At 68.6% G+C, this 12590-nt stretch carries 7 protein-coding genes; 2 read left to right on the top strand and 5 right to left on the bottom strand.

Annotated features, from left to right (window positions below; genetic code table 11):
- Positions 1 to 102: 102 nt before the first annotated feature.
- The 5 genes from AC06G6_RS05830 to AC06G6_RS05810 all read right to left on the bottom strand — a co-directional run bounded on the left by AC06G6_RS05830 (position 103) and on the right by AC06G6_RS05810 (position 10399).
- Positions 103 to 6282 (bottom strand): Ig-like domain-containing protein, encoded by a 6180-nt coding sequence (locus AC06G6_RS05830; protein ID WP_479827228.1) that lies wholly within the window; start codon positions 6280 to 6282, stop codon positions 103 to 105.
- Between the two features lie 155 nt (positions 6283 to 6437).
- The gene (locus AC06G6_RS05825) at positions 6438 to 7796 is read right to left on the bottom strand and encodes an adenylate/guanylate cyclase domain-containing protein (RefSeq protein ID WP_479827225.1); all 1359 of its coding nucleotides are present in this window, start codon (positions 7794 to 7796) and stop codon (positions 6438 to 6440) included.
- Entirely contained in the window at positions 7786 to 8394 is a 609-nt protein-coding gene (locus AC06G6_RS05820) for a PH domain-containing protein (RefSeq protein ID WP_479827223.1), read from the bottom strand. The genes AC06G6_RS05825 and AC06G6_RS05820 overlap by 11 nt, the downstream gene beginning before the upstream one ends.
- On the bottom strand, positions 8387 to 9307 hold the full coding sequence (locus tag AC06G6_RS05815) for a biotin--[acetyl-CoA-carboxylase] ligase (protein ID WP_479827221.1): 921 nt from the start codon (positions 9305 to 9307) through the stop codon (positions 8387 to 8389). Before AC06G6_RS05815 ends, AC06G6_RS05820 begins: the two co-directional genes overlap by 8 nt.
- Before the next feature lie 186 nt (positions 9308 to 9493).
- Positions 9494 to 10399 (bottom strand): SDR family oxidoreductase, encoded by a 906-nt coding sequence (locus tag AC06G6_RS05810; protein ID WP_307458898.1) that lies wholly within the window; start codon positions 10397 to 10399, stop codon positions 9494 to 9496.
- Positions 10400 to 10678: 279 nt separating this feature from the next.
- On the opposite strand from AC06G6_RS05810, the gene AC06G6_RS05805 reads away from it, so the two are divergent.
- Positions 10679 to 12262: an acyl-CoA carboxylase subunit beta gene (locus tag AC06G6_RS05805; RefSeq protein ID WP_479827219.1), complete on the top strand. Its 1584-nt coding sequence runs from the start codon at positions 10679 to 10681 to the stop codon at positions 12260 to 12262.
- A 56-nt stretch (positions 12263 to 12318) separates the two neighbouring features.
- Positions 12319 to 12528, top strand: coding sequence for an acyl-CoA carboxylase subunit epsilon (locus AC06G6_RS05800; RefSeq protein WP_479828551.1), 210 nt, complete (start codon positions 12319 to 12321; stop codon positions 12526 to 12528).
- Positions 12529 to 12590: the final 62 nt, after the last annotated feature.

Genomic DNA, 12590 nt, shown 5'->3' with positions numbered 1-12590 from the left:
CGTTGTGATTCCCGTGGCGGACCCGAGACCAGGCCCTCACTTCCCGCGACAGCCTACCCAACATGCCGGGGGCGTGCGATGGGCAGGACTTCCCTCCGGCGCTCAGCATCGGGGAATCCCGAGACTGTACGGCGCACCAAGCTGCGTGTGCCCCGCGATGATGTACCGGCCAACGTTCCGGTTGGAGCCTGATTCCACCCGGTACCACTCGGTGTCCGGGGAGTTGGTCCAGTTGTCGTTCTGCACGATGTAGCACTTGACCACGATGGTCTCCCCGCTGTTCTTGTAGAACCACGGGGGCGAGTCGCCGTTGTTGACGCCGTCGCAGTCGAAGTAGGGAGTGGGACGGTAGTTCGAGCCGCCCTGCGTGTAGGTGCAGGTGCGCACGAAGTCCGGATCCGAGGTCTTGACCCGGGTGGTCCAGATGCGCTGCGGCGGTCCGGACTGGGCGGAGGCTGAGGCAGCCGGGCCGCCGGTCCCGAGGGAGTTGACGGTCTGGACCTGGATGGTGTGCCGTTCATCGAAGCCGGCGGTGTTGACCGTCCGGCTTCCGGACGCCGCGACCCGTTCCCAGCCCCCGCCGTCGATCTTGATCTGGGTGTAGGCGACGTCGTTGGTCGAGGTCGACGGCGAGCTCCAGCTGAAGCTCAGGCTCTTCTGGTTCTCCGCGCCGTTCTGGCCGGACGCCGAAGGGGTCCCGGGCGCGCCGTACGGCGTGGCGCCGGCCCCGGTGCTGGCGTCCGAGCTTGGCGCCACGGTGGAGTTGGCGGTCACCGTGATGGTCGTGGCGGCCCCGTTCGTGAACCCGCCCACGGTCTGCCCGGGCCTGATCGGGCCGGACTGGCCGGTGCTCGCCCGGTACGTGTAGCTGACCTCATTGGCCGCCGAGCCGTTGCGCTCCGCGTTGGTGAGTTCCCGGAAGTCGATCGTCACGGCCCGGCCCGCACCGCCGGTGCTGGCCTCGGTGGCGCTCACGCCGGAGACCGCCGAGAGCTTGCCGGTGGCGCGGCGCGGTGCCGACTCTGCGCTGACGGCGCCCTTGCCGGCCTTGTTCTCGGCCTGGACGGTGAACGTGTAGGACGCCTCGGAGTTGTTCGCAGTAAAGTTCGCGGTCCGGACCGTCCCGGCCACCAGCTGGGTCTGGGTGGCCCCGCCGCCGCCGCTCATGGTGACGTGGTAGTTCCTGATCGCGTCGCCGTTGGTGTTCGGTTCGGCCCAGTTCACCTTGAGCTGGTTTGAGGTGCCCACGGCGGAGGCCACCGCCGTCGTTGGTGCCGCCGGGGCTGCCGGGACCCCGGCGGGGTTGTCCTCGGCCGAGTAGATCCCCCACTCGGACGGGCCAAGCTCGTTGACGGCCTGGGCACGCACCTTGTACCGCACGCCGTTGGTCAGCCCCGGCCAGGTGTAGTTCAGGCCGGTGACGCCGTTCTTCACGCCGATCCCCGTGGCCGGCGGCGGGGAGATCTCCAGGTTGTAGCTCTTGACGGCCGAGCCCTCGGTCTTGGCCGGGGCCCAGTTGATCACCATGTTCTTGTCGCCGGCCTTGACCGTCGGGGCCTCCGGCGGGGACGGCTTCTCATCGGGCCGGATTTCGTTGGACGCCGCCGAGGGCGCCGACTCCCCCACCTCGTTGGTGGCGGTGACGGTGAAAACGTACTTGACGTCGTTGGTCAGGCCGCTGAGCGTGCACGTGGTGGTGGCACAGTCCTGGCTGAAGCCGCTGGAACTGACGGTGTATTTGCTGATGGCAGCGCCGTTGTCCGAGGGCGGGGCCCACTTGAGCACGGCGGTGCGGCTGCGGACGTCCGTCGCGGACGGGGCAGAGGGGGCATCCGGTTTGTCCCGGACCGTGATGCGCACCCTGCCGCTGGCCTGCCTCGTGGGGTCCTCGGTTTTGTCCAGCACGGTGTAACGGATCACCATCACGCCCTTGGAGCCCTCGGCGGGAGTGACCGTGATTGAGTCCCCGTTCACGGCCGGGGCGCCGGCGGCGGAGCCGGTTTCGACCGTCGCCGAGATGATCTTCAGCGGAGTCTCGCTGAAGGGGTTGAAGTCGTTGGCCAGGACGTTGATGGTCTCGGTCCTGCCCGCGTTGGCACCCTCGATGACGTCCTCGTTGGCTGTCGGGAGGGGCCGGTTGGAGGCGACGACGGTGGCAGCCACCGTGGCCGTCACCGGTTCGGAGCGGCCGTCAGTGACCTTCAGCGGGATGGTCCCCTGGCGTCCCGCGGTGATGGTGGCTTCCGCGGTGACCTTGAGGGTCTGGCCTTCGATCGTGGCGCGGAACCCGTCCGGCAGGGTGCCGTCGAGTTCGAACTTGAGCTTCTCCTGGTCCCCGGAGTCCACGTCCTTGGCGAGGTTGCCGAGCTCCAGGCTGACGGATTCGGCCTTCGGCACCTCGAGATCGGTGCCGCTGAAGGTGGGCTGGTGGTTCGCGTTCGGGTCGGGAAGAACCTTGGTGATGATGCTCAGGGTCGAAGTGAGGCCCTGCGGATCGTCCGGGCCGGTACCGTCGGTGACTTCGAAGGTCACGGAGCCGGGGCCGACGTAGTCCTTGAGCGCGGCGTAGCGCAGCGCGGAGCCGTTCCCGGCCACGACGTTCTCCGTCGCGGCCCCCTGCACCCGGACCTTGTCCACCTGCGTGATGCGCGGGGTGCGCCCGTCCCGGACCCGGACGTACTCGTTCAGGTCGAGGGTGATCTCCTGGCCGGCCATGACTTCAACGACGTCGGTGCGCGCCAGGCTGGGGTGTTGCTCGCCCTGCCCGGGAACCCAGATGACCGCCGTCGCGCTTTGGCCGTCCACATCGGTGACGGTGTACGGGACCAGCTGGTCCTTCGGGACCAGGGCCACGACGACGTTGCCGTCACCTCCGACGCGGGCGTTCGGGGTGCCGTCCGGCAGGGAGACCTTGAGTTCGGAGGCGACGCCGTCGGGGTCCGAGTCGTTCTTCAGGACCGGGACGTCGACGGCGGACTTGCCCAGCGTCTCCGCGGGCGTGACCACGTCGTCCTTGGCGACCGGGAGCTTGAGGGCTGCGTCCGGGCTGATCCGGACGCGGATCACGGCGCTGCCCTGGGCTTTTTTGTCGTCCTGGATCTTGTAGCTGACGCTCTCGTTGCCGGCGGTGCCGGGGGCCGTGAGGAGCACCTTGCCGCCGTCGGCTGCCTCCACCTGCAGCTCGGGGCGGGCCTCAAAGGCGTTGGAGACCAGGCTGATCGGGTCCCCGTCGGGGTCCGAGTCGTTGCTGAGGGCGTCGACGGCGATCTTGCGCCCGGGGCGGACGTCGACGGCGTCGTCGATCGCGATGGGTTTCTGGTTGTTGGCTTCCGGCGGGGCGATGCCGACAATGACGGTTCCGGTGTTTTCGGCGCCGATCCGGTCCCGGACGCGGTAGCTGAAGGTGTCCGTGCCGGCGGCGTTGCCGGTGGCGGTGAATTCGAGGTAGCCGTCCTTGACCACGGCCGTTCCCATGGCGGGGGCCTTGTCGACGCCGATCAGCTGGACGGAGTCGCCGTCGGAGTCAATGCCGTCCAGGGGCACGGGGATGCGGACCACCATGCCGGCCACGACGCGGGCGGTCAGGTTTTTCGGTTCCGGGCGGGTGTTCCGCTCGTCGTCGCGGGCCTGGATCCGGATCGTGAGCTGCTGGGAGTCCGACTGTCCGGAGTCGTTGGTGACCTTGTAGATCGCGTACACGGTTTTGGGCGCTTCGCCGGCGATGAAGCGCAGGGTGTTGCCGGCGGGGAAGATGCGGCCGTCGGCGGCGTCGGGCTGCTGCGCGAGGACGGGTTCGAGGGTCAGCTTCCCGCCGTTGGGGTCGGTGTCGTTCTCGAGGACCGGGATGGTGACGACGTCGCCGGCCCGCACGGTCGCTTCGTCCGGTTTGGCCTGCGGGGCCTGCAGTTTGGCGGGGGCCGGGACCACGAGGACGGCGATCTCGCCGCTGGCCGAGGACTTGCCGTTGGAGATGGTGTAGGTGACATTCAGCTGGCCCCGCGCGCGGATGTCGGTGATCCGGACCACCGAGTGGTCCAGGACGGAGACGCTCACGGGCAGCCCGTCCTCGGCGGTGACGGACTGGACCACCAGCACGCCGCCGGAGGGGTCGGAGTCGTTGCCCAGGACATCCACCAGGACGCTGCCGCCGCTGGGGAGCAGGGCGGTGTCCCGCACGGCCACCGGGGCGCCGTCGCCGTTGCCGGGCACGACGTCGACCCGGACCAGCTGCTGGGCGCTGGCCGGGCCGTTGGTCACCAGGTAGGTGACGTAGTGGGCGCCCTGGGCGGTGGAGTTGAACGTGAAGGTCTGCTGGTCCGCGCCCATCGTGGCGGTGGAGTTGCCGTCCGGGGTGACCTGGGCGAGGCGCAGCGCTCCGCCCTGGGGATCCGAGTCGTTCTTGAGCGGGGCGATGACGGTGTCCACCCCGGCGACGGCGACGAGGTGGTCCGCGTTGGCGATCGGCGGCAGGGCGCCGGGGGCCCGGACATCGACGGTGATCTTGCCTTCGGTGCTGGACTGGCCGTCGGAGACCGTGACGGTGACGATCTTGCGGCCGGGCTCGGCGCCGGCATCCTGGAAGCTGAGCAGTCCGTCGGGACGGGCCTTGACCTGGTCCCGGGGGTCGCTGCTGGTGGCCGAGACGACGTAGAGGTCGTCGCCGTCGGGGTCGATCCAGTCCGGGAGGATGTTCTGGGTGACGAGCTTGCCGGACTGCACTACGAGGGAGGTGTTCCGGTTGGGTTTCTGCCGCGGCGCGGAGTTCTCCCCCGCGGGGATGACGGTGAGCGTGATGTCGGCGGAGGCGGAGAGCCCGCGGCCGTCGTCCGCCGAATATTTGAAGGTCTCGGCGCCGGTCCGGTCCGCGGGGACGCTGACCTGGAAGCCGGTGGAGCCGTAGATCGGGGCCAGGAGTCCGGATTTGACCGGGTCGGGGGCGCGGACGGTGAGGATGTCGCCGTCGGGGTCGGTGTCGTTGTCGAGCACAGGGAGGATGGTGGTCTTGCCGGCGCGGACGCCGAAGCTGTCCGGCTTGGCCTCGGGGGCGCTGTTGGGTTTGGTGCGGTCCGGCAGGACGGTTTGCTGGACCTCGTCGGCGGAGTCTTTGTCCGCGTCGTCGGAGGTCTGTTTGGGCGGGATGACGTCGTCCCAGTTGTTGACCAGCTGCATGTTCTGGTTCACCAGCCAGACATTGCCGGAATTCACGTCATTGAGGACCACCAGGTCCCGGTTCACCCGGAACGCATAATTTGGCGAGGCGCTGGCCTTGGGCACATCCACCGTCTTGTCATCGGCATCATTGACGCACTCACGGACATACTTGTTCGCCCCCGACCACGCCGCATGCACGCACCCGGCCAGCTGCACCGGCGCCGCCGGCACACCCTGCCCGCCGAACGTCACCGTCTTCGCCGTCGAACCATCCAGCGGCTGGCGCAGCAGCGCCTTCGGCGTCGCGACCGCCACCGCGTCCGCCGCCGGACCCGAGAGCTGCAGCTTCGCATCCCGCGCCTCCGCCAACGCCAGCTCACGCCCGCCCGGCAGGAACAACTTCCCCCGCCCCGCATCCAGCACCACCGGCTGGTCCCCCACCACCGCCAGCTGCAGATCCCCGGCACCCTTGAGCCCGTCCCACGAACTCACCGCCGAATCCGTGACCGCACCCCCGGCATCCACAGCCGTCACCGTGACCTGCCCGGACTTCGGATCCGCACTGTAAATCCGGTCATCCGCCCCCACTGCCGACACCGTCCCGGCCGACCCCGTCACCACCGGCTCCGAACTCTCCGCATCAAACCCATTCACCGTCGAGGGCGAGAGCGCCCACACCGTGCCCTTCGCCGCATCCGTCACCGACATGACCTGCGACCCGAAACTCACCGCCGCGGACCCCGGCAACTTCTTATCCCCACCCAAACGCATGTTCGCCGCCGACACCTGGTTCAACGTCGAACCAGCACTGTCATCCACAAACACCGTCCCGGCATCCTGCAACACATCAAACGTCGTACTCGCCGGCGTCACCGCCCCATCCAGCACCCGCGACGGATAATTCAACCGCCCCACCGCATTCTTGGACTTCGACACCACCCACACCCCACCATCGTTCAACTCCACCTCAGTGGTCTTAAACCCCGGATAAATGACGGCGCCGGTGATGAGGACGGCGGACGCGGCAGCAAGGCCGGTTCCGGCCAGGAAGCGTTTGCGGCGGGCGGTGAGTGGGCGTGCCGCACCCGGTCGGCGGGTTTTTGGCCGCAGTGCTGACAGCAAGGTCTTCATGTGTGCGGTGTCCCCCAGAGTCACGGCATCCAAGCATGGGGCATCGGCCTTGGCTGGTGTCGGATAGCTTTGACTATCGCATATTAGCTATCGATTAGAGAAACCCCGGGCGCGTCGCGTCGAGGGGAACGGCATCGGCGCAGCTCAGGGGCCCGCTAGTCCAGAACGAGGCCGCGGCCGCTGCCGCGCTGCAGCTGCACCGGGTGGATCTCGCCGAAGCCCCGGACGTCCTCTGCCGGCCGCGGATGCAGGACGAAGCGGTCGTCCTGTTCCAGCGCGGCCGCGGTCATCGAGTCCACCAGGACCGTGCCCGGATCCGCCAGCGCGGTGAGCCGCGCCGCCAGGTTCACCGTCGGGCCGTAGATGTCACCCAGCCGGGAGAGGATGCGGCCCCACACCATGGCCACCCGGGCCTGCGGCAGGATTTCGTCGTCGGTGAAGGCCTGGCAGAGGGCGAGGGAGATTTCGGCGCCGGCCGCGGGGGTCTCGGCAATGTACAGGACCTCGTCGCCGACCGTCTTCACCAGCCGCCCGCCGCCGACCGAGATGATCTCGGCACACTTGTTCTCAAAGCGCTGCACCAGCTGGGCGAGGGTCTTTTCGTTCATCCGGCGGGACAGGCTCGTGTAGGAGACCAGGTCCGCGAAGCCGACGGCCCGTGCCAGCGGCAGCGGGGCGTCATCCTCGTCGCCTTCGCGGCCTTCCTCGCTGGACGCCAGCCCGGCCTCGGCGCGCACGGCCAGGCGCTGGACGCCGGCGTTGAGCTGGCGGCGCCAGGAGTAGAGCAGCATTTCCTCGAGCGCGTCCACGAGGGACGGCAGTTCGCCGACCAGCCGCTTGCGGGCCACGGCGTCGGTGACGCCCTGGTTCTGGACCATGTCCTCGACGAGGGCCTCGACCTGCCAGACCACCATGCGGTCCGTCATCTGGCCGATGGCGCGGGTCACGGAGATGGCGGCTTCCTCGGTGAGTTTGCCGGCGCGGACCAGGTCCACGATGGTGTTCAGCGCGGACTGGTCGCGTTCGGTGAAGGCAACGTCCTCGTCCCCGATGTTGGGGAAGCCCAGGGCCCGCCACAGTTTCCGGGCGGAGAGCAGGGAGAGTCCGGCGCCGGACGCGACTTCGCGGCGGCGGAGCTTGCGTTCGCCGCCGAGCAGCCGCTGCTCGAGGGCTTTCAGGGCAATGCGTTCGGCGGACATGGTTCCGGTGGGCGGCGCTGCGGCAGCCGTCCCTGCGGTGCTTGCGGGGCCGGCGTCGGCAGCGGTACTGGTTTCCGTCTCGAACTCGGCGTCGGCCGGGTCCGAGTCGGTGTCCACGGAATCGGGGTCGTCGGGTTCAGCCGGTTCCGCGCCGGTCTGCTCACCGGCGGCGGACTCCGCGGGGTACTCCGTGCCTTCGGCGATGGAATCGAGGACGGCTGCTTCGAGGCTGGCGGTCTCGACGAAGGCATCAGAAACGTGTGACGGCTCCTCTGCCAGCAGTCCTGCTTCGCGGCGTACGTTCTCAGCGCTCATCTCTTCCACCTTCTCTCGTCTCGTCAGGCCAGGCCCCGTCGGCGTTGTACGGCCCTCCCCCGGCGCCCAGGACCCCGCCCTGCGGCAGGTCGTCAATGGCGTCGAGGACGAAGTTGCGGAACGTTGCGGCTTCCGGAACATCGGGGACCACCGTGCTGGAGGGGTACCCGGTATCCAAGGATATATTCCCGGACCGCAATACGCGTTGGAGCAACGACTGATGGATGACCACATTACGAATGGTGGCCAGGGAGACCTGCAGGTCGCGCCGCCGCAGCATGCCGTACCGGATCACCAGCCGCTGGCTCGTCAGGATGTATTTGGTGGCTTGCCAGCTCATGACTCTCGGCAGGCAATACCCCAGCAGCACCCAGGCTGCCAGCGTAATGCACGCCCCGATCAGCCACGGCGTCCACTCCCTGGTGGACTCCTTGATCAGCGGGGCCAGCCGGGCGGGTCCGCCCTTCACAATCCAAGCGCTGGCGTAGGCGGCCAGCGCCGGAACCAGGATGAACAGCAGCGCCGGGACAATCAGGGCCCTGGGCTGCGGCCGGGTCACCACAATCACCTGCTCGCCCGGGAAGAGCTCTTTACGCATAACCGCTTTCGTGACCCGAATTCTGGCCGGGAGGAGTCCAGGGCCGCAGGTGCACCACATCGCCGGCCGTCACCACGTGCTCGTGTCCCCCGGAGTCAACCACCATGAGTGAGCCGTAGTCATCCAGGCGGGTGGCGTGGCCAATAAGTTCGTGGTCGCCGGGAAGCTGGGCGCGGACCTGCTTGCCCAGCGTGGTCAGCAGGTGCTCGACCCGCTTGTGCAGCGAGGGGCCGCCGGCCATCCCGGCGGCGGGATCGCCGTCGGCGTTGCAGAAGCTGCGGTAGAGCGTGGCGAACCGGGACAGGTAGCTCTTGAGCAGCTCGGTCCGGTCCACCGTCGTCGGCTGTTCCAGCAGGACGGACGTGGCGGTGGGCACCGGGAGTTCGGCCTCGGTGAGGGTGACGTTCAGCCCGGTCCCCAGCACGACGGGCGGCACGGCGCCGCCGGCCATCGGGCCCAGCTGGGCCAGGATGCCGGCGATCTTCCGGCCCCGCACCAGGACGTCGTTGGGCCACTTGAGCTCCGCCGGGATGCCGGCGGTCTCCAGCAGCGCCTCGCGCAGCGCCAGGGCCGCCAGCAGCGAGAGCCAGGAGTAGCTCTGGGTCGGCAGCGGCCGCCCCTCGGCGTTGACCGGGCGCAGCACCAGCGAGACCGAGACCGAGCTCTTGGCCGGCGACTCCCAGCGGCGGTCCAGGCGGCCGCGGGCGGCGCTCTGGTATTCGGCGGTGAGCACGGTGAGATCCGGGTACGCGGCGGGATCCTCGGTGACACCGCGCAACAGGTCCGCGTTCGTGGAGCCGGTGGAGTCCACCACCGTCAGCCGCGGAATGCCGTTGGCGGAGAGGAACACCTCATCACTGAGGGCGTTCACATCAAGGGGCGGACGGTCCGGGGATTCCTGCGCGGCTTCCATGCTTTGAATCCTACCGAGTTACGCCGCCGTCGGCTCCGACACCGACCCGGGGGCACGTCCCCACTTTTGAGTGCCCCCAACGGCGTGTTGGGCCGAAACGCCGCGGATTTCCGGCCTCGAACCCGCAATAGTGGGGAATTTCGGCGCCGCCGGCCGTTCACTGGAACACCGGACGCCGCAGGAAACTCAGAGGAAGATGTCGGGAATCAGCTTCTCTTCCGGGGCGCCCAGGCTGTAGGGGGTGAAGTCTGTGACGCCGGCGGCCGCGAGGACCTGCTCGTCGGTGTAGAAGTTCCCGCTCCAGCTGCCCGATTCCGGGATCGCGTTGCTGCTGGTCAGGACGGCGTGGGCCGCATCTGCCATGATTTCGGGGCCGCGGGCGCCCCGGACGATTTTTTCGCCGCCCGGCATGTTGCGGATGGCGGCGGTGTTGATCAGCGTGCAGGGCCACAGCGAGTTCACGCTGATCCCGTCGACCTTCAGTTCCTCGGCCAGGCCCAGGGTGGTCAGGCTCATGCCGTACTTCGCCATGGTGTAGGCCAGGTGCATGCCGGCCCATTTGGGGTCCAGGTTCAGCGGCGGGGAGAGCGTCAGGATCTGGCCGGCGTCGGATTCGCGCAGCGCGGGCAGGGCGAGCTTGGAGAGCAGGAAGGTGCCGCGGACGTTGATGTCCTGCATCAGGTCGTAGCGCTTCATGTCGACGTCGTCGGTTTTGGACAGGTCGATCGCGGAGGCGTTGTTGATGACGATGTCGATCCCGCCGAAGCGTTCGACGGCGGCGGCCACCGCGCCGGCGACGTCGGCGTCGTTGCGCACATCCCCGACCAGCGGCAGGGCCTGGCCGCCGGCTTCCTCGATCTGTTCGGCGGCGGAGTAGACCGTGCCTTCGAGCTTGGCGTGCGGCTGGCCGGTTTTGGCCATCAGCACGATGTTGGCGCCGTCGCGCGCGGCGCGGGTGGCGATGGCCAGGCCGATGCCGCGGCTTCCCCCGGAAATGAGGATCGTGCGGCCCTGGAGGGACCCGGCGGCCTGGTAGGGCCCTGGCTGCTGGGACTGCGGGGCGGTGCCCGAAGCGTCGTTGCTCAAAGTCATGAGGACACTCTAGCCCATGTTACTGATGAGTAACATAGGTGCGCGGCGCCCGTCCGGTCAACCGCCGCCCGGGCCCGCGTGGTGCTTCCGGTGAGAGTGGCGGTGAATCTTGTAGGTTTTCTACAGCGGCGTGGGCCAATGGCGTCACTAGACTTGCCATCAAGGCCCGGCTTTTGTGGATACCAGCTAAAGCGCCACGCGGGACAGGGCCGGCGCACCACAGCACCGCCAGCACCACACGATTCAGCAGAACATCAGCGACAGAGCCGGAGACACTTGATGAGCCACGATCTGACCACGACCGCGGGAAAGATTGCCGATTTCCGCGACCGCCAGGCCCGTGCTGAGCAGCCCTCCGGCCCGGAAGCGATCGAGAAGCAGCACGCCCGCGGCAAGAACACGGCCCGCGAGCGCATCGACCTGCTGCTGGACGCCGGCTCCTTCGTCGAGTTCGACGCGCTCGCCGTGCACCGCTCCACCGCCTTCGGCATGGAGAAGAAGAAGCCGCTGGGCGACGGCCTGGTCTCCGGCTACGGCACCGTGGACGGCCGCCCCGTGGCCGTCTACAGCCAGGACTTTTCCGTCTACGGCGGCTCGCTGAGCCAGGTCAACGGCGAGAAGATCGTCAAGGTCCAGGAATTCGCGCTGCGCAACGGCTGCCCCGTGGTCGGCATCCTCGACGGCGGCGGCGCCCGCATCCAGGAAGGCGTCGCCTCGCTTGCGATGTTCGCGGACATCTTCCGCAACAACGTCCATGCCTCCGGCGTGGTCCCGCAGATCTCCCTCATCATGGGCCCCTCCGCCGGCGGCGCGGCCTACTCCCCGGCCCTGACCGACTATGTGGTCATGGTGGACAAGACCTCGCACATGTTCATCACCGGCCCGGACGTGATCAAGACCGTCACGGGCGAGGACGTGGACATGGAGACCCTCGGCGGCGCCCGGCAGCACAACGCCAACACCGGCACCTCCACCTACCTCGCCTCCGACGAGGCCGACGCCATCGAGTTCGTCCGCGAGCTCCTGGACTTCCTGCCCTCCAACAACCTCGCCGAGGCCCCGGTGCTGGAGCACACCCAGGAGCTGGAGCTCGACGACGACGACCTCGCCCTGGACACGCTGATCCCGGATTCGGCCAACCAGCCGTACGACATGCGCAAGGTCATCGATCAGATCGTGGACGACGCGCACTTCCTGGAGATGCAGTCCCTCTACGCACCGAACGTGATGATCGGCTACGGCCGGGTCGAGGGCCACACCGTGGGCATTGTGGCCAACCAGCCGATGCAGTTCGCCGGCACCCTGGACATCGCCGCCTCCGAGAAGGCCGCCCGCTTCGTCCGGCACTGCGACGCCTTCAATATCCCCATCATCACGCTCGTGGACGTGCCGGGCTTCCTGCCGGGCAAGGACCAGGAGTTCCAGGGCATCATCCGCCGCGGCGCGAAGCTGCTCTACGCCTACGCCGAGGCCACCGTGCCGAAGCTGACCGTCATCACGCGCAAGGCCTACGGCGGGGCGTACATCGTGATGGGCTCCAAGAAGCTCGGCGCGGACCTCAACCTGGCCTGGCCCACCGCGCAGATCGGCGTGATGGGTGCCCAGGGCGCCGTTAACATCCTGTACCGCCGCGAACTCGCCGCGGTCGCGGCGGACGGCGGCGACGTCGAGGCCAAGCGCGCCGAGGTCATCCGGCAGTACGAGGAGGAGCTGCTTAACCCCTACCAGGCGGCCCAGCTCGGGTACGTGGACGCGGTCATCGCCCCGTCCGAGACCCGGCTGCAGATCATCAAGGGCCTGCGTGCCCTGCGGGACAAGCGCGCCAGCCTGCCCGCCAAGAAGCACGGGAACATCCCGCTGTGACGGTCAGCCACTCCGCGGTTGAGCCCGGGGACGAGTCCGCGGTCGGGTCCGGGGAGATGCCGGCGGCCGAGCAGCCGCTGTTCGCCGTCGTCAAGGGCGAGCCCACTCCGGAGGAGCTCGCGGCGCTGGCCGCCGTCGTGCTGTCCGTGGGCAGCGGCGAACCGGCCGAGCCGCAGCAGCCGAGCGCCCGGCACTGGATCCGCCGGCAGCAGCTGCAGCTGGCACCGAAGCCGGGACCCGGTTCCTGGAAGCGCAGCCGCGGCTAACGCCTCCGGGCCACTCCACCCGCCCGGGCCCCGGAAAAAGTGCAGCAACCCTTTCATAACGA

This window comes from Arthrobacter sp. CJL-S3 (assembly GCF_056711635.1).
Note: the sequence above shows the minus strand (reverse complement) of the source record. Positions and strands in the feature narration are given on the sequence as shown.

Coding starts and splice junctions, on each gene's coding strand:
- AC06G6_RS05830 (WP_479827228.1), bottom strand. CDS start 6,282: ATGAAGACCTTGCTGTCAGCACTGCGGCCAAAAACCCGCCGACCGGGT.
- AC06G6_RS05825 (WP_479827225.1), bottom strand. CDS start 7,796: ATGAGCGCTGAGAACGTACGCCGCGAAGCAGGACTGCTGGCAGAGGAG.
- AC06G6_RS05820 (WP_479827223.1), bottom strand. CDS start 8,394: ATGCGTAAAGAGCTCTTCCCGGGCGAGCAGGTGATTGTGGTGACCCGG.
- AC06G6_RS05815 (WP_479827221.1), bottom strand. CDS start 9,307: ATGGAAGCCGCGCAGGAATCCCCGGACCGTCCGCCCCTTGATGTGAAC.
- AC06G6_RS05810 (WP_307458898.1), bottom strand. CDS start 10,399: ATGACTTTGAGCAACGACGCTTCGGGCACCGCCCCGCAGTCCCAGCAG.
- AC06G6_RS05805 (WP_479827219.1), top strand. CDS start 10,679: ATGAGCCACGATCTGACCACGACCGCGGGAAAGATTGCCGATTTCCGC.
- AC06G6_RS05800 (WP_479828551.1), top strand. CDS start 12,319: ATGCCGGCGGCCGAGCAGCCGCTGTTCGCCGTCGTCAAGGGCGAGCCC.